This window comes from Duganella sp. CT11-25, from assembly GCF_047302815.1.
Taxonomy (GTDB): Bacteria; Pseudomonadota; Gammaproteobacteria; order Burkholderiales; family Burkholderiaceae_D; genus Rugamonas.
Genome location: NZ_JBKBFD010000001.1, coordinates 5,866,144 through 5,889,601 on the forward strand (window position 1 = coordinate 5,866,144; position 23,458 = coordinate 5,889,601).

The window sequence follows — 23,458 nt, forward strand, 5'->3', positions numbered from 1 at the left end:
CAACACTGTATCGGTAACGTATTGTATCGGCGCTACAGCGTCAGCCGCAGCCCGAGGTAGTAGCGCCGGCCGATGGCGTCGTAGGTCGAGGTGTCGGTTTCGGTGCCGGTGACGTTGCCGGGCAGGCCGCTGATGATGGGCGGCGGCTTGCTGTTGAAGGCGTTGTCGATGCCCAGGTAGAGCTGCGCCGACTTGCGCAGGTCGTAGGTCAACTGGAAGTCGTTGTAGGTGCGCGAGCCGACCCCGACCGTGCCGGGCGCGATGCTCAGGCTCTTCAGGAACTGGTCGTCCAGCGCCACCGGCCCGGTGTAGGTGGCGGTCCAGTTGAGGCCGAGATCGCGCCATTTGTACGCCAGGCTCAACGAGGCGCGGTTGCGCGGCGCATTGACGTTGCCGGCCGTGATTTCCCCGGTGTCGGTATTTTTTTCCGCCTCCGGCGTGGCCTTCTGCCACAGGTCGCGCAGCCAGGTGTAGGCCAGGTGGCCGCTGAGGTTGCCCGGCCCGGCCTGGCCGGACCACGACGCCGTCAGGTCCACGCCCTCGGTGCCGAAGCCGCCGCTGTTGGCGACGGCGACGTCGCTGTACTGGATCGAGCCGGCGCTGAGGTTGCCCACCTGCGCCGGCCGCCGCGTGATGAAAGCGCAGAAGGCCGGATTGCCCTGGTTGTAGCACTGGTCCAGCGCGTACTGGCGGTCGGTGGGCACGATGGCGTCGGCGATCTTGATGTTGAAGTAATCGGCCGTGAAGGTGAAGCGGCGCAGCATCGGCACCGAGCGCGGCGTGACCACCAGCCCGATCGTGGTCGAGCGGCCTTTTTCCGCCTTCAGGTCGGGATTGCCGCGGTTGTAGCCGCTGATGCCCTGCTGGTCGGCCTGGTTCAGCGTGAAGACGCCGCCGTTGGCGGTCATGTTGGCGGCGACGCCGGGCGCGTTGCGGCAGTTGACGCCCAGCGGGCTGGCGTCGCTGATCAGGATGCCCTCGCAGGGATCGACCAGGCCGGTGGGGAAGTCCTGGCTGGGGGCCTGGTACAGCTCGTTGATATTGGGGGCGCGGGTCGATTGCGCGCGCGTGCCGCGCAGCTTGAAGTCGGAGGTGATCGCCCACTCCAGCCCGGCGTTCCAGCTGTTGGTGCTGCCGACCGTCGAATAGTCGCCGTGGCGGAAGGTGCCGAGGAAGCTCAGCTCGCGTGCGAAGGGGCGCTCCTTGAGCAGCGGCACGCGGGCCTCGACGAACGCTTCGCGCACGGTGAAGTTGCCGAACGTCGGGGGCAGGGCGTTGCCGGCGTTCAGGCCGGACTGCGTCAGCGGATCGGGAATCGCGCTGGAATCCTCGTCGCGCCACTCGAAGCCGGCGGCGATGCCGATGCGGCCGGCCGCCAGGCCCGGCACCTCGCCGGTGACCGAGCCGCCCGCCAGTTTTTGCGTGATGGCGGTCTGCAGCGAACCGGGGGCGGTCACATACTTGAGCGCGGCCGGCGTGATGCTGTTGTAGCCGAACAGGCTGATCGGCACGCAGCCTTCGGCCACGGCGTTGGCGTCGCGGCAGACCGGCGTGCCGCCGGCGCCGGGGATGGCTTCCAGCGCGTTGCGCAAACTCATCACGTTGACCTGGCCGCTGGAATTCTGCGCCTCCTTGGTCTTGCCGTAGGCGATGTAGGTTTCATAGTTCCAGTCCCGGAAGTTGCCCTTCAGGCCGGTCGCCAGGCGGAAGGTGTCGCGGTCCACGGTGGCCTGCCTGGGACCGAATTCCGACAGCCGGCGGGTGAAGAAATAGTCCGGCACGCCGTCGCCGTCGGTATCGCTGATGCGGTCGTACAGGTAGGCGGGCACCAGCGGATTCCTGACCAGCACGCCGTTGACCAGCGAGGCGGCCGGCACCTGGCCGCTGGCGTAGACCTGATCCGAGCCGAGCGCGAAGGGCTCGATATGGGTATCGACCTTGGTCGAGGCATACGTGCCCTCGAAAAAGGCGCTGAGATTGTCCCTGAAGGCCCAGTTGCCGTTGGTGGCGAACAGGTAGCGCTCGGTCGGCACGGCGATCAGCCGGTAGGCCGAACGGTTGAAGCCGGTGGCGCCGGCGCCGGTGCCGGGCGCGCCGTTCTGGTTCCATGGAATAATATTGTTATTTGCATCATAGGTGAAATCCTCGCTGTCGCCGAAGAAGCGGCCCTGCGGCGCATAGCCGGAAAAGTTGGGGATGCGCGGCACGAAAGCCAGTTCCGGATGGCCCTGGGTGATGGCGGAAGTCTGGTCGATGGCCGCGAAGGCGCGGTCGCGCGAGTAGACCGCTCCCTGTTTCGAATAGCCGAAATGGCCCATGATGTTGCTGGCGCCGTCGCCGCTGGTGACGCCGAAGGTGAGCGCCAGTTTCTTCTTGAAGTCGTCGTTCTCGTTGCTCTTGCCCGTTTGCGCATCCAGCAGCACGCCATTAAAGTTTTTCTTCAAGATAATATTTACCACCCCCGCCACGGCATCCGAACCATAGGTGGCCGATGCGCCGCCGGTTAATAATTCCACCCTGTCGATAAAATCCGTCGGAATGGTATTCAGGTCGACCGCGCTATCGCCGGGTACCCCGGAAACAAAGCGGCGGCCATTGACCAATACCAGCGTGCGCGAATCGCCGAGATTGCGCAGATTAACGGTGGAAACCCCGCCGCTCGAGGTCAGGAAATTGGAATTGCCCCGGCTTAAAGTCGGCGTGCCCATGGTGGGGTTTTTTTGCAGTAAATCTTGCAGATTAGTAGCACCCGACGCGGCAATATCGGCCGCGCTTAATATTTGCAACGGCGATGGCGATTCCGCCGCCGGTGAGGCAATGCGGGAGCCGGTTATCAGCACTTTCTGTACGGGTTCAGAAGTTTCCTGGGCCATCGCGGCGGGTAAGCCGCAGGCCATGCCGCCGATGCAGATCATGCGTATCGTGCGGGCCAGCGAGGTTTCTCTCATCATTATCCACTCCTTGGTATGTTTATTCATGGATTACCGGTTTGTCACCGTGAATAGACAGAAGAGGTAGCCCGAGAGTTCCACGTCGGTTCACGCTTTTTTTTAGCATTTACATGCTAATTTCTGGCATGCGCCAAGGGCAGGGACGAAAAAAAGCCGGGACGCATCCCGGCCTGGAGGGCGGAGCCTGGCTTATTTGTAGATGCCCGAGCCCACCAGCAGATCATCGATCTTTTCGACATAGCCGGATTTGGATTCGACCGCCTTGGTCACGGGATTGGGCCATTTAAAATCCACCCAGCCGCTGCCCTTGGTTTTCGCCACGTCCACCATTTCTTTAATCATGGGCTTGCCTTCATTATCCTTGAGGCCGATTAAGGGCTTGCCCACCATTTTAGGATTGTTACCATGAGCAACTGCCACGCCATTTAAATCGTAGACATAAATATATAAATCGCGATCATGGAAAGTCGTATTGGCCGGATCGGAAATGGCGGCAAAGGCTTTTTCCTTGCCATCGGATTTAATCAGTGCGACCGCTTTCTTGACCATCGCGACAGCTTCTTCCTTGCTGCCCTTATCCGCCGCCCATACGGTTGACGACATAGCAAACAAGCTCAGGCTTAAAGCCGCGGCGCCGAATAATGCTTTCATATCACCTCCTGGTTAAGTTGGATAACGATGGCGCGGTGCGCTCTTTTGATTATGGATAACAATAGTACTGCACTTGATTCCTGCTGTTCCCAAAGACAGAGATTCAAAAAATACACTGTTGTTAAGAAGCAACGTCAACGCCGAAGATACTGGTCCATAAGGCCGACACTTGCGCCGCATGCGCGGCCACCAGCGCCGGATCGACGCGCGCCAGGTCCTGGCCTTGCAGGCGCAGCTGGTGTTGCAGTTTGCGCAACTGGCGGTAGGCGTCGCCGACGCGGGCGGCCAGTCCGGCGTCGATCAGGCCCAGCTCGCCGCACAGCTTGAGCAGGGCGATATTGCCGGCGTTGGCCGTCAACTGGGGCCAGGCCGCCGCGTGCTGCAGGACCAGGAACTGGACGATGAACTCGATGTCGATCATGCCGCCCGGATCCTGTTTCAGGTCGAACAGCTCGGTATGGTTGGGCTTGGCGTCATACATGCGCTTGCGCATGGCCAGCACTTCCTGCTTGAGCGGGCCGTCGGCCGGGCGTTCCTTGCGCAGCACCGCCTCGCGGATCTGCTCGAAACGCTGGCCGATGGCGGCGTCGCCGGCGCAGAAGCGGGCGCGGGTCAGCGCCTGGTGTTCCCACACCCAGGCCGAGTTGCTCTGGTATTTCTCGAACGCCGACACGGTCGACACCAGCATGCCGCTGGCGCCGTCCGGGCGCAGCGCGGTGTCGATGTCGAACAGGATGCCGGCCGAGGTGTGCGATGTCATCCAGGTAATGAAGCGCTGCGCCAGCTTGGCGTACTGGGCCGGCGCCTCCTGGTCGGCGTCGTCGTACAGGAAGATCACGTCGAGGTCGGACACATAGCCCAGCTCCTTGCCGCCCAGCTTGCCGTACGCGATGACGGCGAATTGCGGCACCTCGCGGTGGCGCGTGGCCACCGTCCGCCACACCGCCGTGATGGCGGCGGCGACGATGGTGTCGGCCAGCGCCGACAGGTGGTCGGCCAGCTTTTCCACCGTCAGGTCGCCGGCCAGGTCCTGCGCCAGCAGGTGGAACAGCTGGGCGTGGTGGATCTCGCGCAGGATGTCCATCTGGCGCTCGGTGTCGCCGGGCGCCGCGCCCAGCTGCCGTTCCAGGTCGGCGGCCAGCGCCACCGGGTCAAACACGGCGTTGCGGACGCGGTCGTCCAGCAGCTCGTCCAGCAGGATCGGGTGCTGGCTGAGGAATTGCGCGGCCCAGCCGCTGGCGTGCACCATGCGGATCACGCGCGCCAGCGTGTGCGGATACTCGGTCAGCAGCGACAGGTAGGCGGAACGGCGCGCGATCGCTTCCAGGAAATCCAGCAGCCGGCCCAGCGTGGCTTGCTGGTTGCCGCCGCTCGATTCGTTGGATGCCTGGATGATCAGCGGCAGCGCCGCGTTGACCAGTCCCAGCAGGCGGTTGCGGCTGGCCTCCGGCAGCGACTGCAGGCGCGGCGCCTGCCAGGTGGCGATCAGGCGCTTGGCCGCGCCTTCCGGGTCGTCGAAGCCGAGCGCGGCAAAGCGCGCCACCATGGCTTCGCGGTTGTCCGGATCGGCGCATTCGTTGCTGGATTGCGGATTGATGTCGTGTTCGCCGCCGTTGGTCTTGTCGGAAAACATTTCATCGAACTGGCCGGCGACGAATTGGCGGTGCGCTTCCAGCTGGGCCAGCAGCGTCGGCACGTCGGCCAGGCCCATCATCCGCGCCACCGTCAGGCGGTCGGCGTCGTTGGCCGGCAGGGTGTGGGTCTGGGCGTCGTCGAGGTACTGCAGGCGGTGCTCGAGGTTGCGCAGGAAGGTGTAGGAAGCCAGCAGTTGATAGACGATGGCGTGGCTTAGCAGGTTTTTCTCGGCGATAATGCGCAGCGTGGTGCGGGTCGAGCGGTCGCGCAGGGCGGCGTCGCGGCCGCCGCGGATCAGCTGGAACACCTGGGCCAGGAACTCGATCTCGCGGATCCCGCCGCGCCCCAGCTTGACGTTGTTGCTGCGGTCCGGGTGCAGCCGCTCCTGGCGGTTGACCTCGGCGCGGATTTGCGCATGCATATTGCGGATGGCGTCAATCACGCCAAAGTCCAGGTAGCGGCGGAACACGAAGGGCCGCACAATCGCATCCAGCGCGGCGATATCCTCGGCGCGCCCGGTGACGGCGCGCGCCTTTACCCAGGCGTAGCGCTCCCACTCGCGTCCCTGGACGATCAAATATTGCTCCACCATGCTGAGGCTGGCGGCCAGCGGCCCGGAGCCGCCGTTCGGCCGCAGCGCCATGTCGACCCGGAAGGTGTAGCCGTCCTCGGTGATCTCGGCCAGCGCGGCGATCAGTTTCTTGCCCAGGCGGATGAAGAATTCATGGTTGGACAGGCTGCGCTGTCCGGGGCCGGCGGCGGTGTCGCCATCCTCGGGATAGACGAAGATCAGGTCGATGTCGGACGAGACGTTCAGCTCGCCGCCGCCCTGCTTGCCCATGGCCAGCACCATCAGCTCCTGCGGCTGGCCGGAATCGCGGCCGACCGGGGTGCCGTGGGCCGCCACCATTTCCGCGTGCAGCTCGGCCATATGCCGCTGGATGGCGAAGTCGGCGAAGCGGGTCATGGTTTCCACCACTTCGGCCAGGTTGGCCTTGCCCGCCAGGTCGCGCCGTATCAGGCCGCAGACCAGCAGGTTGCGCAGCCGGCGCATGGAGCGCACCAGCGGCAGCGGCGGAGCGCCATCCGGCACTGCCCGCGATTCTTTTGCCAGATAGCCGGCCAGGTCGAGCTGGGCAAGCGATAATTGTGCCAATTCATCGGCCTTGGCGGCGCGGTCGGGCGCGGCGGCCAGCCAGCGCTGGTAAAAACGCGAGGCGGAAGGGGGGACGGACGGTGCGGTCATGGGTAGTATGTTTTCCTCGTAACGGCGTGTAAAGCTTGTAAATCCGGCGCAATCGAGCCATTCCGGCGCTGTTTGGACCATCCTATGGGGTAGAATTGCTCCGCAGGCAGAACAGCTTGAAAACCGAGTTTAGCGATTTATTTGACGCATGGCCTGATTTATTAGCTTATTGATGCAAAAACAAGATGAGGAGACCGTGACAGGCGAGGGGCCATTGGCCGCGCGCTGGCACCGGCTTCGTGCCGCCTATCGCATCTGCAACCTGGCCACCCACCATGTGCTGGGCTTCACGGTCAAGCTGTTGCTGCTGTTGTATTTCGCCTTCACCATCCTGTTCTTGACGCTGCGCTACGCGGTGCTGCCGAACATCGACCACTACAAGGGCGATATCGAGCGCGCCGCCAGCCGCGCGGTCGGCAACCCGGTCACCATTTCCCGCATCTACGCCTCCTGGAACGGTTTCCGTCCCAATCTGTTCCTGGGCGACGTCGTGCTGCACGACAAGCAGGGCCGCCAGGCGCTGAGCCTGCCGAGCGTGTCGGCCACGCTGTCGTGGTGGAGCGTGGTGGCGGCCGACGTCCGTTTCCATACGCTGGAGCTGTCCCGTCCCGACCTCGACGTGCTGCGCGAGGCCGACGGCCGGCTGTACGCGGCCGGCGTGTATATCGACCTGAACAAGCCGAGCGACGGCAAGGGCCTGGAATGGCTGCTGTTGCAGCGCGAGATCGTCATCCGCGAAGGCCGGCTGCAATGGACCGACAAGCTGCGCGGGGCGGCGCCGCTGGCGCTGGACAACGTCAACGTCGCGCTGCGCAACCAGTGGCTGCACCACCAGTTCGCCATCAAGGCGACGCCGCCTGCCGCGCTGGCCGCGCCGCTCGACCTGCGCGCCGACTTCACCCATCCCGCCTTCGGCAGCCGCATCTCGAACGTGTCGATGTGGAAGGGCGAGGTCTACGCCGATATCCGCGGCACCGACCTGGCCGCATGGAAGCCCTGGGTCGACTATCCGTTTGAGCTCAACAGCGGCAGCGGCTCGCTGCGCGCCTGGGTCGGCCTCGACCAGTCGCGCCTGACCGGGTTCACCGCCGATGTCGGCCTGGCCGACGTCTCCGCCGTGCTGGGCAAGGAATTGCCGCTGCTGGACTTGCAGCAGCTGAGCGGCCGCATCGCCGCCCGCGAAGACGTCAGCCCGGTGGCGGCGCCGAAGAAGAAAGGCGCGCTGGCCGGTTTCGGCGCGCGCGGCCACAGCATCGAACTGAGCAACCTGACGCTGACCACCCGCGACGGCCTGACGATGGCGCCGACCTCGCTGTCGGAACGCTATGTCGCCGCCGCCGGCGCCAAGCCCGAGACCTTCGAGATCCGCGCGCCGCAGCTGGACCTGCGCACCCTGGCCGGGCTGGCCGAGCGCCTGCCGCTGAAGGAACACCAGCGCGCGCTGCTGGCCGACATGGCGCCGAGCGGCCTGCTGCGCAATTTCTCCGCCGAATGGCAGGGCGCTTTCCCGGCCTTGCAATCCTACCGCGTCAAGGGCGACCTGGTCGGCCTGGGCCTGAAGCCGCAGCCGGCGCGCCCGGCGCAGCCCAAGACCGCCAGGACGCCGGCCACCGTGGCGCTGCCGGCGATACCCGGCTTCGACAACCTGACCGGCTCGATCGACGCCACCGACAAGGGCGGCAGCTTCAACCTGGCCTCGGAACAGCTGGTGCTGCAGATGCCGGACTACTTCAGCGAACCGGCCATGCCGTTCGACCGCCTGAACCTGAAGGCGCGCTGGTCGTTCGAGGCCAACAATCAATTGCTGCTGCAGATCGATTCGATGGACTTCCTGCAGGAGGGCCTGAGCGGCACGCTGCAAGGCACGCACAGCATGCCGCTGGCCGGCAAGGGGCCGGGCAAGGCCGACCTGACCGGCACGCTCAACGGCTTCCAGGTCAACCGCATCGGCCGCTACCTGCCGATGCAGACCCCGCACGAGCTGACCGCCTGGCTGACCGGCGCGCTGGAAGGCGGCGTCGCCAGCGACGTCACGGTGCGCCTGCGCGGCGACCTGGCGCACTTCCCCTTCCACGACGCCGGCAAGGCGCACGGCGAATTCCGCGTGGCCGGCAAGCTGACCGAAGGCAAGTTGAATTACTCGCCGGGCCACTACCACCTCGACGGCAAGGAACTGGGCAAGGACGGCAAGCCGCTGCCGCTGTGGCCGCAGGCCGAGCACATCAAGGGCAGCTTCGTGTTCGAGCGCGCCCGCATGGAAATCCGCGGCGACACCGCCACCACCGGCGGCGCCGCGCTGACCGGCGTCAAGGCGGTGATCCCCGACCTGACCGTCCACGACTCGATGCTGGAAATCGACGGCAACGCCGCCGCGCCGATGCAGGAATTCCTCAAGTACGTGGCGGCCAGCCCGGTGCTGGAATGGATCTCGCACTTCACCGACGAAACCCAGGCCACCGGCAACGCCAGGCTGGCGCTCAGCCTGCGGCTGCCGCTGTCCCACATCATCGACGCCAAGGTACAGGGCACGCTGCAACTGCAAAACAACGACATCACGCTGATGAACGATTTGCCGGTGGTGCAATCGTCGCAGGGCAAGATCGAATTCAATGAGCGCGGCGTCAACCTGAACCAGCTGTCCGGCAGCTTCCTCGGCGGCCCGGTATCGATCACCGGCGGCACGCAGAAGGACAACGCCATCGTCGTCAAGCTGGGCGGCATGGTCACCGCCGACGGTTTCCGCAAGACCTACCAGATGCCGGCCATGCAGCGCCTGGCCGATCACTTCTCCGGCGCCACGCGCTACAACGGCACGGTGACGGTGCGCGACCACCAGGTGGTGGTGGCGGTCGACTCCAGCCTGGCCGGGCTCGGCCTCGACCTGCCGGCCCCGGTGCAGAAGGCGGCGGCCGATGCGATGCCGGTGCGCTTCGTGCTGACCAGCGGCCTGGCCGCCGACGCCGCCGGCGCGCTGCATGACGAGATCCGCATCGGCCTCGGCAACAATATCGCGGCGCGCTACCAGCGCCAGAAAATCGGCAAGGCGCACTGGAAGCTGGTGCGCGGCGGCATCGGCGTCAACGCGCCGGCGCCGGAACCGGACAGCGGCATGGCCTTCAACATCAGCCTGCGCGCGCTCAACGTCGACAACTGGCTGGACTTCGGCAGCGCCGTCGCCGGCAAGGGCGAGAGCGGGCCGGCGTCGCCGGACGCGGTGGACATCGGCCAGTACGTGCTGCCGGACGCCCTGGCCGCGCGCGCCAGCGAACTGGTGATCGGCGACCGCAAGCTGGAAAACGTGGTGGTCGGCGTCACCCGCCAGAAGTCGGTCTGGCAGGCCAGCATCGACTCCAGCCAGGCCAACGGCTACCTGACGTGGAGCGAGCCGTCCACCGGCCAGGGCCTGGGGAAGGTGACGGCGCGCCTGTCGTCGCTGGTGATCCCGGAATCGGCGTCGAACGACGTCGTCGACCTGCTCGACGGCAAGAGCGCGGCCACCACCATCCCGGCGCTGGACGTGGTGGTCGACCGTTTCGAACTGTTCAACAAGCCGCTGGGCCGGCTGGAGCTGCAGGCCAACAATGTGCAGCTGGCCAACGCCCGCGAATGGCGCGTCAGCAAGCTGTCGCTGGCCAATGCCGACGGCGAGCTCAAGGGCACAGGCAAGTGGGTCAGCAAGGATGGCGCGCACGACACCAGCCTGAACTTCAACCTCGACATCGCCGACGCCGGCAAGCTGCTGGAGCGCTTCGGCTTCGTCGGCACGGTCAAGGGCGGCAAGGGCACGCTCAACGGCGACATCGCCTGGAAGGGCTTGCCGTATTCGCTGGACCTGCCCAGCCTGTCGGGCGACATCAAGATGAACGTGGAAAAAGGCCAGTTCCTGAAGCAGGATCCGGGCGCGGCCAAGCTGCTTGGCGTGCTCAGCCTGCAAGCCTTGCCGCGCTTGCTCAAGCTGGATTTCCACGACGTCTTCTCGGAAGGCCTGGCGTTCGACGGCATCACCGCCAACGCCGCCATCAACCGCGGCATCGTCAAGACCGAGAACTTGAAAATGCACGGCGTGGCCGCGACCGTATTAATGGACGGCACCGCCGACATCGCCAACGAAACCACCAACCTGCATGTGGTGGTGATACCGGAGGTCAATCTCGGCACGGCGCCGCTGGTGTATGCGCTGGCGGTCAACCCGGTGATCGGGCTGGGCAGCTTCCTGGCCCAGCTGTTCCTCAGTGCGCCGGTGATGAAGGCACTGACCTATCATATGCAGGTGACCGGGCCGTGGAAGGCGCCGGTGGTCGCCAAGCTGGACGCCGCCAAGGCCGAGCCGCCTGCCGGGCCCAAGGGCATGAATTAATTGAACGGGAATGCCATGAACAACACAGTCGCCGCAGTACAAATGATTTCCTCGCCGTCCGTGACGGACAACATCGCCACCGCGCGCCGCCTGGTCACCGAAGCGGCCGGCACCGGCGCCAAGCTGGTGCTGCTGCCGGAATACTGGGCCATCATGGGCCTCAGCGACACCGACAAGGTCGCCGTGGCCGAGCCGCTGGGCCAGGGGCCGATCCAGGACTTCATGTCGGCGCTGGCGCGCGAGCTGGAGATCTGGCTGATCGGCGGCACCCTGCCGCTGGCCTCCGACGATCCGGAAAAAGTCGTCAACACCACGCTGGTGTACAACGCCCGGGGCGAGCACGTGGGCCGCTACGACAAGATCCACCTGTTCGGCTTCAGCAAGGGCACCGAGTCCTACAATGAATCGAAGACCATCGTGCCGGGCAAGAACGTCGGCGTGATCGAAGCGCCGTTCGGCAAGGTCGGCATGTCGGTCTGCTACGACCTGCGCTTCCCGGAACTGTTCCGCGCCATGGGCCCGGTCGCGCTGATCGTGGTGCCGGCCGCGTTTACCTACACCACCGGCATGGCGCACTGGGAAATCCTGCTGCGCGCGCGCGCCATCGAAAACCAGTGCTACGTGCTGGCGGCGGCGCAGGGCGGCATCCATCCGAACGGCCGCCGCACCTGGGGCCACAGCATGCTGATCGACCCGTGGGGCACGGTCAAGAGCGTGCTGGCCGAAGGCGAGGGCGTGGTGCACGGCGACATCGATCCGGTGTTCATGGACGGCGTGCGCCAGAGCCTGCCTGCGCTCAAGCACCGCACCATGTAACTCATCCCCATAGAAAACATCATCATGAAACCATTTGAACCCAACCTGTCCACCCTGGCCGTGGCGCGCGACATCCTGCTGACGCCGTTCGGGCTGGACGAAGCCAAGCTGCTCAAGACGCTGGGCACGATGTTCACGCACAAGGTTGATTACGCCGACTTGTACTTCCAGTTCACCAAGAACGAAGGCTGGAGCCTGGAAGAGGGCATCGTCAAGACCGGCAGCTTCTCGATCGACCAGGGCGTCGGCGTGCGCGCCATCTCCGGCGACAAGACCGCGTTCGCGTATTCGGACGACATCTCGGAAGCGGCGCTGCTGGACGCGGCCGCCGCGACGCGCACCATCGCGCGCGCCGGCGCCGGCAAGATCAAGGTCGCCGGCGCGATGACGCACACCGGCGGCCGCTCGCTGTACCTGCCCAACGATCCGCTGGCCTCGCTGGACGCGACCGCCAAGGTCAAGCTGCTGGAGCGCATCGAAAAGATGGCGCGCGCCAAGGACCCGCGCGTGGTGCAGGTCATGGCCAGCCTGGCCGGCGAATACGACGTGGTGCTGGTGGTGCGCAGCGACGGCGTGCTGGCGGCCGACATCCGGCCGCTGGTGCGGGTCTCGCTGACGGTGATCGTCGAGCAGAACGGCCGCCGCGAAGTCGGCTCGTCGGGCGGCGGCGGGCGCTACGACTATGGCTACTTCAGCGACGCGCTGCTGGAGCAGTATGCGAGCGAAGCGGTCAGCTCGGCGCTGGTCAATCTGGACGCGCGTCCGGCGCCGGCGGGGCCGATGACGGTGGTGCTGGGACCGGGCTGGCCGGGCATCCTGCTGCACGAAGCGATCGGCCACGGCCTGGAGGGCGACTTCAACCGCAAGGGCTCGTCGACCTTCTCGGGCCGCATCGGCGAGCGCGTCGCCGCCAAGGGCGTGACGGTGGTGGACGACGGCACGCTGGCCGACCGCCGCGGCTCGCTCAACATCGACGACGAAGGCAATCCGACCCAGTGCACCACGCTGATCGAAGACGGCATCCTGAAGGGCTACATCCAGGACACGATGAACGCGCGCCTGATGAAGATGCCGGTGACGGGCAACGCGCGGCGCGAATCGTTCGCGCACCTGCCGATGCCGCGCATGACCAACACCTACATGCTGGGCGGCGACAAGGACCCGGCGGAGATCTTGGCGTCGGTGAAGAATGGTTTGTACGCGGTCAATTTCGGCGGCGGCCAGGTCGACATCACCAACGGCAAGTTCGTCTTCTCGGCCAGCGAAGCCTACATGATCGAAGACGGCAAGGTCACCTATCCGGTCAAGGGCGCCACGCTGATCGGCAACGGCCCCGAGGTATTGAACCGCGTCTCGATGGTCGGCAACGACATGCGCCTCGACCCGGGCATCGGCGTCTGCGGCAAGGAAGGCCAGAGCGTGCCGGTCGGCGTCGGCCAGCCGACGCTGCGCCTCGACGGCGTCACCGTCGGCGGCACCGCCTAACTCCGGGGTCAGGTCCAGAACGCGGACACGGGCTCTGCTTTATAAGCACCTACAGCAGAGTTTGTGTCCGCGTTCTGGACCTGACCCCGGAGTTGGTTTAGAACTTGTAGCTGGCCTTGACGTAGAAGGTGCGGCCCAGCGGATCCGTGTAGCGTGGATCGTAGCCGCTCTGGAACGTCGTGCCCTGGTTGGTGTACGGCGGCGCGCTGTCGAACAGGTTCTTGATGCCGACCGTCAGGTCGGTGTTCTTGAAGCCCGCGTAGCTGGTCGACAGCGAGTACGTCGAGTACGCCCGCACCTTGTGGTAGTACGCATCGGCGACGTCGTTTTCGTCCACGTAGCCGCTCAGGTATTTGTTGGCGAAGCTGGCGCTCCACACACCTTTTTTCCAGTTGACCGCGGCGTTGTGCTTCCAGCGGAATACCGGCGACGAGTCGCCATACACGCCGACGTTTTCAATAAACTCGCCCCCCGTTTCGTTCTGGTACTTGTAGCTGTGCACCCAGGTGCCGTCGAACTGGAACGTGAAGTCGCCCGCCGCGGTGCGCGGCAGCTTCCAGCGCAGGCTGGCGTCGATGCCCGAGGTCTTCACTTCGCCCAGGTTGTCCAGTACCGCGTTGACGTACTGCAGCGTCTTGCCGTCGGCCGAGTATACGAAGTAGCTGGCGTATTTTTCGTAGTTTTCAAAGATCGTCGATTCCGAGACGGTGCCGATCTTGTCGCGGATCTTGATGTTGAAGTAGTCCAGCGAGACGCTGACCGCGCTGCTCGGCTCGAACACCAGGCCGAGCGCGAAGGTCTTGGATTTCTCCGGCTTCAGGTCGAGATTGCCGCCGCTGCGGATGTATTGCTGCTGGTTGCAGGCGACGTTGGGATTGGCGCCGCTGACGGCCACGCCGCCCGGGCACAGCACCGGATCGTCATACGAGTTGCTGGTGAAGGTGGACGTCGCGGGACCGTGCAGGTCGTACAGCGTCGGCGCGCGGAAGCCGGTGTTGTACGAGGTGCGCAGCATCAGTTGCTTGACCGGTTGCCAGCGCAGGCCGAGCTTCGGGTTGAAGCTGCCGCCGACGTCGTTGTAGTGATCGTAGCGCGCGGCCGCCGACAGTTCCAGGTCCTTGGCCAGCGGCACGCTCACCTCGGAGTACAGCGCGGCGATGTTGCGCTGGCCGGCCTGGTCTTGCGCGTCGGCGTAGCCGGAGCTCGACGCCTGCGAGGCCAGCGCGGTGTTGACGTCGTAGCTGGCCTTGTCGTGACGGAATTCGGTGCCGAGCGCGAAGCCGACGCCGCCCGCCGGCAATTGCCAGATCTCGCGGCTGACCTTGGCGTCCACGCCGATGCTGGTCATCTTGGCGGCCAGGTATTCGCCGCGCAGCTGCGCGGCGTCGATGTAGGCCGTGCCCTCGGCCGATTGCTGGCCGAAGGGATTGAGGATGCCGCTCAGCACGCCGGCCTTCATCAGCGCGTCGTTGGTGTAGCCGCCGATGAAGGCGCTGCTGGCCTTGCTGATGCCGTAGGTCAGGCCGACGTTGTAGTCCCAGCCGGCCACCAGGCCTTCCGAGGCCAGCACCAGGCGGTCGGAGATCGAGGTGTCGTAGCCCATGCGGTTGCCCGCGGCCACGGTGCGCCAGTTGATGGTCAGGTCTTCGCCGGTCAGGCCGGACACGGCCGGCACGCCGGCGCTGCCGCCGGGGTAGTAGGGACTGGCCGAGGTCATCGTCAGGCCGGTCAGCGGCGACGGCGCGATGCTGCTGGTGTTGGTGCTGCGGCTGTGCAGGTATTCGATGGTGGCGACGTTGTCCTCGCTCAGCTTGAAGCTGGCCTTGCCCAGGAAGGATTCCTGCTGCGTCTTCGGAATCGCCTGGATGTAGGTGATGGTGTCGGTGCGGCAGGTGCCGTTGGCGGCGTTGGCCACCAGGCCTTTGCCGACGCAGCCGCCGGCGTAGTAGGGGTTGCCGGTGATGCCGTTGTCGGAGTAGAAGTTGCCCGGCTGCGAGGTGCCGCTGCTGTTGTTGATGCCCTTGTCCGGACGCACGCTGGTGCTGGCGAAGTCGCGGTCGGCGGCGGCCAGCGCGGTCTGCTTGTGCAGGTCGACCACGCCGAAGAAGTTGTAGCCGTCCTTGTCCAGGTCGCCCAGGCCGCCCGACAGGTTGAGCCGCGATTCGGCGCCGGCGCCGCTGGCCTGCGGCTGGAAGCGCTCGACGCTGACGGTGGCGCCGGTCACCGAGCGCTTGGTGATGAAGTTGATCACGCCGCCGATGGCGTCGGTGCCGTAGATGGCCGAGGCGCCGTCGCGCAGCACTTCGACCCGTTCCAGCGCCGACAGCGGAATGACGTTGAGGTCGACCGACGAGCCGTTGAACGGGTGGCTGGCGATGCGGCGGCCGTTGAGCAGGACCAGGGTCTTGTTGCTGCCCAGGCCGCGCAGGTCGGCGGTGGCGATGCCGCCGGTGCCGGAACCGACCGACTGGCTGCTGCCGGTCGAGCTCTGGTTCATCGAGATGGTGTTCATCACTTCGGCGGCGGTGGTCAGGCCCTGCTTTTCAAAGTCCGAGGCCTTGATCGTGGTGATCGGCAGCGCGGTTTCCGAGGCCAGCCGCTTGATGCTGGAACCGGTGACTTCCACGCGCTGGATCGGGGCGTCGTCGCCGCCGGACTGGGCCATGGCGGCATGCATGCCGACCGCCAGGCCGCCGGCGAACATCACGCGCAAGGACCGGGAGAGCGCTCTTTCAATCATCATTTTTGTAACTCCTGCTTATATTGGGATGGGTGGTTTTCATCGTGTGTCCTCGCATGTACTCTTGGAACATCCGAGGTGGGCCATCAAAACATTCGCTATGGGGGATCGACAATGATCAAAATATAAGAGTGCGGTTTCCCAACAGTGGCAAACAATCACACCTGTTAAGATGGTTTTTTGCGTGGATGTGCGCAGCGGCGCGCGGGCCCCGTCCAGCCCGGAAAGGGCGATTACAATTGGTCACAATGGATAAGATGTTAAGGCCATCCGCGCAGGTGTAAAGTTGTGTAGGGACGGCGGACATGCCGCTAAGAAAAGGCTTGCCAAGCCTTGAACAATGGCGTTATAGTCAATCCAACACTTACGGAACCACGTTGATGACCCACTTCTTCTTTACCGGCTATTTTTACTTTAGCAATTCCAACCCAAAGGCGGTGGAGTAGCGGCCGGTGCACGTAGAAGCAAAAAACGAGTTCCAGCGAATCCTGAAAAAACCGCCTCCCCGAGGCGGTTTTTTTTTACCCCTACTTTTTGATCATTTTGGAGAACAGCATGCCCCGTACCGATGATTTGCGCATCCGCGAGATGAAGGAATTGACGCCACCGTCCCACCTGATCCGCGAGTTTGCTTGCACGGAAGCGGCCGAACAGACTGCCGCCAATGCGCGCGTGGCGCTGCACCGCATCCTGCACGGCCAGGACGACCGCCTGATGGTGGTGATCGGCCCGTGCTCGATCCACGATCCGAAGGCGGCCATGGAATACGCCAACCGCCTGATCCACCTGCGCCGCGAACTGGCCGGCGACCTGGAAATCGTCATGCGCGTCTACTTCGAAAAGCCGCGCACCACGGTGGGCTGGAAGGGCATGATCAACGACCCGTACATGGACAACAGCTTCCGCATCAACGACGGCCTGCGCATGGCGCGCGAGCTGCTGCGCGACATCAACGAGCTGGGCCTGCCGGCCGGCACCGAGTTCCTCGACGTGATCAGTCCGCAGTACATCGCCGACCTGATCAGCTGGGGCGCGATCGGCGCCCGCACCACCGAGTCGCAGGTGCACCGCGAGCTGGCTTCCGGCCTGTCCTGTCCGGTCGGTTTCAAGAACGGCACCGACGGCAACGTCAAGATCGCGGTGGAAGCGATCAAGGCCGCCTCGCAGCCGCACCACTTCCTGTCGGTGACCAAGGGCGGCCACTCGGCCATCGTGTCGACCAACGGCAACGAGGATTGCCACATCATCTTGCGCGGCGGCAAAGCGCCGAACTATGACGCCGCCAGCGTGGAAGAGGCCTGCAAGGCGATCGCCGGCCAGGGCCTGGCGGCGCGCCTGATGATCGACGCCTCGCACGCCAACAGTTCGAAGAAGCCGGAAAACCAGGTGCCGGTGTGCGCCGACATCGGCCGCCAGGTGGCCGGCGGCGACAACCGCATCGTCGGCGTGATGGTGGAGTCGCACCTGGTGGCCGGCCGCCAGGACCTGGTGCCGGGCAAGGAACTGACCTACGGCCAGTCCGTCACCGACGGCTGCATCGACTGGGATAGCAGCGTGCAAGTATTGCAAGGCCTGGCCGCCGCCGTGCGCCAGCGCCGCCTGGCGACGCAGGCCGCCGAAGCCGCGTCGAAATAAGCGTTTATTCCCGGCACGACGGCCCCAATGGCGGATTGGGGCCGTTTTTTTTGTAACAGGCTAGTAAGGTTGTTGTAAGTGCGCCAAAATTGCCATGAGTTCGATTGACACTTAATTCCGGCACATGCTTTTATAGACAGCATGGCCGGTGTCGATGAACACCTTCCTAGAGACAACACCAATTTAATCAAAAGAACAGCGATCCGCTGCCATCCGGGCAATGGACGTTGGGCCGGTGTATTCAAAAATAATTCAACACGGAGGTTGAAACATGATGCAAGAAAAAATGCTGTCCCGTTCGCTGCGCCTGATGTTCTCGGGTGGCGTTGCCGCCAGCCTGGGCCTGCTGGCCTTGCCGGCAATAGCGCAAGAGGCAGCGGCCGACAGCCAGCCCATCCAGCGCGTCGAGATCACGGGTTCGTCGATCAAGCGCATCCAGAAGGAGGGCTCGCTGCCGGTGCAGACGCTGACCGCTGCCGATATCAAGGCCAGCGGCGCTACCTCCGCCACGGAACTGATACAGATGCAGGCGTCGATGCAGGGCTTTGTGCCATCGTCGAGCTCGGTCAACGGCGGCGGCGCCGGCCTCACCACCGCCGCGCTGCACTCGCTGCCGTCCAAATACACGCTGGTGCTGGTCGACGGCCAGCGCATGGCGCCCAGCGCGGTGGGCTCGGGCCAGGGTGGCGGCTATGCCGTCAACATCGCCAGCATCCCGCTGGAAGCGGTCGAGCGGGTCGAGATCCTGACCGACGGCGCCTCCGCGCTGTACGGCTCGGACGCGATCGCCGGCGTGGTCAACTTCATCCTGAAGAAGAACTCGACCAAAGGCGAAGTCTACGCCACCTACGGCCAGCCGAAGGCGAACGGCGGCAAATGGAGCAGCGCCGGCATCACCAAGGGCTGGGGCGACCTGGACAGCGACGGCTGGAACCTGCTGGCGTCGTACAGCCATGAGGAACTGAGCCGCATCACCGCGCTGCAGCGCGACTTCTCGGCCAAGGGCGCGTTCTTCAAGTTCAACAGCGGCGGCAAGCAATACTACTTCGACCAGCGCACCGGCAATACCGAACCGGCCAACATCACCTTCAACGCCCGTCCGAAAGGTTCGGCCGCCGACCCGACCGGCTACGCGATCAATCCTTACCTGGCCGCCAACGGCAATTGCGGCAGCGCGCTGGCCGGCCCGTTGGGCGCGCAGTGCCGCTTCAACTACGCCTCCACGGTGGAAGACGTGCCGGGCAGCCGCCATGACAGCGGCCTGCTGAAGGGCACGTTCAAGGTCAACGAAAACACCACGGCCTGGGCCGAGCTGATCCTGTCGACCTACTCGATGACGGCGCAATATGCGCCATCGGCGCAGCCGATGGGCGTGAACGCCACCACCCGCTTCCCGGCGCTGTACGCGAAATACGTGCAGTCCTACCTGGACGCCAACGGCCTGGAAAACCCGACCGGCAACGCCACGCTGGGCTACCGCTCGGTGCTGATCGGCGGCCGCGCCGACGAGTACAAGACCGATGCCACCCACTTCGCCACCGGCATCGACGGCAACGCCTTCGGTTGGGCCTATAACGCCAGCCTGATCCTGTCGCAAAGCAAGATCAAGGACAACGCGGCCGGCGGCTATGCCGACTTCGAGAAGCTGGAAGCGCTGGTCGCGGCCGGCAAATACGACCCGGTCACCGGCGTCGGCGCCGAACTGCTCAGGCCAACCCTGCTGAACGGCGTCAACTTCTCGACCACCACCTCCAAGTTGAACACGGTGCACGCCGGCGCGCAGCACGATCTGTTCTCGCTGCCGGGTGGTACATCGATCATTTCGGTCGGCGGCGATTATTCCAAGACCAGCTACCAGATCGAATACAGCCCGTTGATCCTGTCGAGCTCGGGCTTCTCGACCCAGCCGGCATCGGGCAACTACCCGGTCGGCGGCAGCTACGGCCAGGTGCCGTTCGACGCCAAGCGCGACAACTGGGGTATCTTCTCCGAGGTGTTGCTGCCGGTGACCAAGACCCTGGAGGCCACCGTGTCCGGCCGCTACGACAGCTACGACAAGGTCAACAGCAATTACATCTTTGCCAGCGTGCCTGACGCCAGCGGTCTGATTCCGCGTCTCGCCAGCGGCGACATCGGCAACAGCTCCAGCGCCGGCACCTACAAGCTGAGCATGAAATGGACGCCGGTCGACACCGTGCTGCTGCGCGCCGCCTACGGCACCGGCTTCAAGGCGCCCAACCTGAACGACATCGCCGGCGCCAACACCTTCAACGGCAGCACCGCCGGCAGCTATGCCTGCCCGTTCCCCGGCTCGCCGGGCTGCCAGGTCGGCCAGGCCCAGTACGACCTGCTGACCGGTCCGAACGGCCAGAGCGGCTCGGCCGGTCTGCAGCCTGAGAAATCCAAGCAATGGACCCTGGGCGGCCGCATCGAACCGCTGCGCGGCCTGTCGCTGGGCCTGGACCTGTGGAACGTGCAGATCCGCAATCAGGTGTTGTCGGCCGGCGTGCCGGAGCAGGAAGGCTTCAAGAATCCGCAGCAGTATAAAAACCTGTTCGTGAACCCGTATCCCGATCCAGCCGGCTACACCACGATTGCCTACCTGCTGGCGCCGATCAACGGCGGCGTGGCGAACTACCGCGGCATCGACTGGGACTTCAGCTACCGCAACAAGACCGCCATCGGCGATCTCCGCGCGGCCTGGAACGGCACCTACATGCTCAAGCAGAACTACACCACCCAGGCGGGCGGCACGGTGTATTCCGATCTGGGCATGTTCGGCCAGGACAACGGCGTGGTGTTCCGCGTGCAGAGCAACGTCAGCCTGAGCCTGACCAACGGCAAGCTGACCAATACCCTGACCGCGCACTACAAGTCCGGCTACCACGACCAGTCCTACCCGGAGGATACGGCGGTGTTTGCCGTGAATCCGGACGGCAGCGTCGGCGACACGGTGGCGTTCGCCGGTCTGTGGACGCCGTCGTACACCACGGTCGACTGGCAGGGCAAGTATGACTTCGGCAAATTCGCGCTGACCGCCGGCATCAAGAACCTGCTGGATCGCAGCCCGCCGTTCACCTTGCAGAACGCCGGTGGCGGCAACCAGATCGGCTACGACGGCCGTTACGCCGACCCAGCCGGCCGTTCGTTCTACATCACCGGCAACTACAAGTTCTGATCCTGTCTCTGTACCAAAAAAAAATCCCGGCAAAGCCGGGATTTTTTTCGTGCGTCAAACTTAGAAGCTGTAGCTGCCGCGCAGGTACAGCGAGCGGCCGACCGGATCCGTGTAGCGTGGATCGTAGCCTTTCTGGAACAGCGTGCCCTGGTTCGAGAACGGTGGGTCCTTGTCCAGCAGGTTCTTGACGCCGGCGGTCAGGGTCACGCCCTTGATGCCGGTGTAGCTGCCCGACATATTCCACAGCGCATACGAAGGCACTTTGTTCAGGTACTTGTCTTCGATGTCCAGGTTCTGGTCGGTGTAGCCGGACTTGAACGATTGCGCCAGCGTCGCCGCCCAGTTGCCCAGGCGCCAGTTCAGCGCCAGGTTGTGCTTCCAGCGGAACACCGGATTGTTGGCGGCGTAGCGGCCGACGTTCTGGGTGAACGGACCGTCGCGCTCGTCCTGGTACTCATACTTGTGGACATAGGTGCCGTCCAGGGTCAGCGTGAACGAGCCGGCATCGGTGGCGCCCGAACGCAGCGTCAGGCTCAGGTCGACGCCGTCGGTGTTGACCTTGCCCAGGTTTTCCTTCAAGTCCAGGATCGCGTACGGCGAGCCGTCCGGGTTGCGCAGGAAGCGCGCCTGGTACTTGGCGTAGTCGCCGTAGATGGCTTCTTCCGGCAGCGCGTTGATCTTGTCCTTGAGCTTGATGTTCCAGTAGTCCAGGGCCAGCGTCGCTTGCGGGATGGGTTCCAGCACGATGCCGACCGAGAAGGTCTTGGATTTTTCCGGGCTCAGGTCGGGATTGCCGCCTTGCAGCTTGAACTGCTGCAGGTCGCAGTCGCGCAGCGGGTTGGCGATCGGGTTCGACGACAGCACGCCGCCCGGGCACAGCACCGGATCGTTGTACGAGTTGTTGGTATCGTTCTTCGAACGCGGCGCGTTTTTCTCGAACAGCGTCGGCGCGCGGAAGCCGGTCGAGGCCGAGCCGCGCAGCAGCACCTGCTTGGTCGGCTGGTAGCGCACGCCCAGTTTCGGATTGGTGGTGTGGCCGACGTCGCTGTAGTCATCGTAGCGGACGGCCAGCTGCACTTCCAGGTCCTTGATCAGCGGCATGTTCAATTCGCCGAACACCGCCTTGATGGTGCGGGCGCCGTCGGTCGATTGCGAACCGGACAGGCCGGACGAGGCGGCTTGGCCGGCGATGTCGCGGTTGACGTAGAAGTCCGCTTCCTCGCGGCGCAGTTCGCCGCCCACCGCCACCGCCAGCTTGCCGCCGCCCAGGTCCATCAGCTCGCGGCTGGCCTTGGCGTCGATGCCGGTGTTGCGGGTCTTGCCCTTCTGCACCTGGCCGCGCAGCGCGGTGCTGTCCAGGTAGCTCTTGCCGGCCGCGTCCTGCAGGCCGAACGGATTCAGGATGCCGTTGGCCACGCCGGCGGCGAAGCTGGCGTCGTTCACGTAGCCGCCGGTGAAGTATTCAGCCGAGCGGCTTTCCGACAGCGTGAAGCCGGTCTTGTAGTCCCAGTTCTTGAACAGGCCTTCGACGGCGAAGGCCAGGCGGTCGGCCGAGCCCTTGGAGTTGATGGTGCGCATGCCCGCTTCGGTCGGACGCCAGTTGACCGACAGCGGGTCGCCCGACAGGCCAGGCATGGCCGGCACGCCGCCCGCATTGCCCGGATAGTATTTGCTCGACTTCGGCAGGATCAGGCCGGTCTGCGGCGGCGGCGCGGTGTGCGACACCACGTCGTTTTCCGCGTGCAGGTACTCGATCGAGGCCTGGTGGTCGTTGTTGATCTTGAAGGTGGCCTTGCTGAAGAAGGCGGTCTGCTTTTGCTCGGGCAGGTCGTCGATCTGGCGCGTGTAGTCCTGGCGGCAGGTGCCGTTGCTGGCGCGCGGCACCGAGTTCGGCGCGTCGCAGCCGGTGGCGAAGCCGGGATTGCCGGTGGCGCCCGAGGTCGGATCGAAGTAGTTGCCCGGGAAGGTGGTGCCGGAGGTCAGGTTCAGGCCGCGCGACGGAATCACGCCGGTCTTGGAGAACTCGCGCTGCTGCGAGGTCAGGATGTCGAGCTTGTGGTAGTCGAACACGCCGAACACGTTGTAGCCGTCTTCGTCCAGGTTGCCGAAGCCGGTCGACAGGTTGACGCGCTTTTCGTCGGCGCCGACCGCGCGCGGCAGCACCGCTTCGGCGGTGATGGTGGTGGTCTGCACCGAGCGCTTGGTGATGAAGTTGATCACGCCGCCGATGGCGTCGGTACCGTAGATCGCCGAGGCGCCGTCGCGCAGCACTTCGACGCGTTCCAGCGCCGCCACCGGGATCATGTTCAGGTCGACGCTGGCGCCGTCGTACGGGTGGTTGGCCAGGCGGCGGCCGTTCAGCAGCACCAGGGTCTTGTCGCCGCCCAGGCCGCGCAAGTCGGCGCTGGCCTGGCCGCCGGTCGGCAGGCCGGAGCTGTTGCCGCCGACCACGTTGCCGGAACTGAAACTGGAGCTGTTCGACGGGATGCGGTCCAGCACTTCCTGGGCGGTGGTCAGGCCCTGCTTGACGAAGTCGTCGGACTTGAACACGGTCAGCGGGTTGGCGGTTTCCGACACCAGGCGTTTAATCGAGGAACCCGTCACTTCGACGCGCTGCATCGGCGCCTCGGTTTGTGCCTGCGCCAGCGGCGCGATCAGCCCCAGGCCCAGCAAGCCGCCGGCGTAGATCCGGCGCATGGAACAGGACAGGATAGTTTCTTTCATCATTGCTCTCAACTCCCAAAACGAACATCAATATTGTTAT

The 23,458-nt window shown here is 64.8% G+C and carries 10 protein-coding genes; 5 read left to right on the plus strand and 5 right to left on the minus strand.

The window, feature by feature from the left end:
* Window positions 1–32 precede the first annotated feature (32 nt).
* The 3 genes from ACEN9F_RS25360 to glnE all read right to left on the minus strand — a co-directional run bounded on the left by ACEN9F_RS25360 (window position 33) and on the right by glnE (window position 6,483).
* Window positions 33–2,951: a TonB-dependent receptor domain-containing protein gene (locus ACEN9F_RS25360; protein WP_413424520.1), complete on the minus strand. Its 2,919-nt coding sequence runs from the start codon at window positions 2,949–2,951 to the stop codon at window positions 33–35.
* A 189-nt stretch (window positions 2,952–3,140) separates the two neighbouring features.
* The gene (locus ACEN9F_RS25365; RefSeq protein ID WP_413424522.1) at window positions 3,141–3,602 is read right to left on the minus strand and encodes a cache domain-containing protein; all 462 of its coding nucleotides are present in this window, start codon (window positions 3,600–3,602) and stop codon (window positions 3,141–3,143) included.
* 121 nt (window positions 3,603–3,723) lie between these two features.
* Window positions 3,724–6,483: a bifunctional [glutamate--ammonia ligase]-adenylyl-L-tyrosine phosphorylase/[glutamate--ammonia-ligase] adenylyltransferase gene (gene glnE, locus ACEN9F_RS25370; RefSeq protein WP_413424524.1), complete on the minus strand. Its 2,760-nt coding sequence runs from the start codon at window positions 6,481–6,483 to the stop codon at window positions 3,724–3,726.
* Window positions 6,484–6,655: 172 nt separating this feature from the next.
* Here glnE and ACEN9F_RS25375 point away from each other — a divergent pair, with 172 nt between their 5' ends.
* From ACEN9F_RS25375 to tldD, 3 genes are read left to right on the plus strand one after another with little or no spacing between them, the layout of a single operon-like run.
* The gene (locus ACEN9F_RS25375) at window positions 6,656–10,840 is read left to right on the plus strand and encodes a YhdP family protein (RefSeq protein ID WP_413424526.1); all 4,185 of its coding nucleotides are present in this window, start codon (window positions 6,656–6,658) and stop codon (window positions 10,838–10,840) included.
* A gap of 15 nt (window positions 10,841–10,855) precedes the next feature.
* Window positions 10,856–11,656, plus strand: coding sequence for a carbon-nitrogen hydrolase family protein (locus tag ACEN9F_RS25380; RefSeq protein ID WP_413424528.1), 801 nt, complete (start codon window positions 10,856–10,858; stop codon window positions 11,654–11,656).
* A gap of 24 nt (window positions 11,657–11,680) precedes the next feature.
* Entirely contained in the window at window positions 11,681–13,141 is a 1,461-nt protein-coding gene (tldD, locus tag ACEN9F_RS25385; protein WP_413424530.1) for a metalloprotease TldD, read from the plus strand.
* 97 nt (window positions 13,142–13,238) lie between these two features.
* Here tldD and ACEN9F_RS25390 read toward each other — a convergent pair whose 3' ends face one another.
* The gene (locus ACEN9F_RS25390) at window positions 13,239–15,884 is read right to left on the minus strand and encodes a TonB-dependent receptor (protein ID WP_413424532.1); all 2,646 of its coding nucleotides are present in this window, start codon (window positions 15,882–15,884) and stop codon (window positions 13,239–13,241) included.
* Between the two features lie 552 nt (window positions 15,885–16,436).
* Between ACEN9F_RS25390 and aroG the strand changes: the two genes are divergently transcribed.
* Both aroG and ACEN9F_RS25400 read left to right on the plus strand, forming a co-directional pair.
* On the plus strand, window positions 16,437–17,516 hold the full coding sequence (gene aroG, locus ACEN9F_RS25395) for a 3-deoxy-7-phosphoheptulonate synthase AroG (protein ID WP_413424534.1): 1,080 nt from the start codon (window positions 16,437–16,439) through the stop codon (window positions 17,514–17,516).
* A gap of 271 nt (window positions 17,517–17,787) precedes the next feature.
* A complete protein-coding gene (locus tag ACEN9F_RS25400; RefSeq protein WP_413424536.1) occupies window positions 17,788–20,694 on the plus strand; it encodes a TonB-dependent receptor plug domain-containing protein in 2,907 nt (968 codons plus the stop codon).
* Between the two features lie 60 nt (window positions 20,695–20,754).
* On the opposite strand, the gene ACEN9F_RS25405 is transcribed toward ACEN9F_RS25400, so the two are convergent.
* The gene (locus ACEN9F_RS25405; RefSeq protein WP_413424538.1) at window positions 20,755–23,421 is read right to left on the minus strand and encodes a TonB-dependent receptor; all 2,667 of its coding nucleotides are present in this window, start codon (window positions 23,419–23,421) and stop codon (window positions 20,755–20,757) included.
* Between the last annotated feature and the right edge of the window lie 37 nt (window positions 23,422–23,458).

Bases quoted from the DNA above. Each gene is read 5' to 3' on its own strand.
- tldD (WP_413424530.1), top strand. From the start codon at position 11,681: ATGAAACCATTTGAACCCAACCTGTCCACCCTGGCCGTGGCGCGCGAC.
- ACEN9F_RS25360 (WP_413424520.1), bottom strand. From the start codon at position 2,951: ATGATGAGAGAAACCTCGCTGGCCCGCACGATACGCATGATCTGCATC.
- ACEN9F_RS25400 (WP_413424536.1), top strand. From the start codon at position 17,788: ATGATGCAAGAAAAAATGCTGTCCCGTTCGCTGCGCCTGATGTTCTCG.
- ACEN9F_RS25405 (WP_413424538.1), bottom strand. From the start codon at position 23,421: ATGATGAAAGAAACTATCCTGTCCTGTTCCATGCGCCGGATCTACGCC.
- glnE (WP_413424524.1), bottom strand. From the start codon at position 6,483: ATGACCGCACCGTCCGTCCCCCCTTCCGCCTCGCGTTTTTACCAGCGC.
- ACEN9F_RS25375 (WP_413424526.1), top strand. From the start codon at position 6,656: ATGCAAAAACAAGATGAGGAGACCGTGACAGGCGAGGGGCCATTGGCC.
- ACEN9F_RS25390 (WP_413424532.1), bottom strand. From the start codon at position 15,884: ATGATGATTGAAAGAGCGCTCTCCCGGTCCTTGCGCGTGATGTTCGCC.
- aroG (WP_413424534.1), top strand. From the start codon at position 16,437: ATGCCCCGTACCGATGATTTGCGCATCCGCGAGATGAAGGAATTGACG.
- ACEN9F_RS25380 (WP_413424528.1), top strand. From the start codon at position 10,856: ATGAACAACACAGTCGCCGCAGTACAAATGATTTCCTCGCCGTCCGTG.
- ACEN9F_RS25365 (WP_413424522.1), bottom strand. From the start codon at position 3,602: ATGAAAGCATTATTCGGCGCCGCGGCTTTAAGCCTGAGCTTGTTTGCT.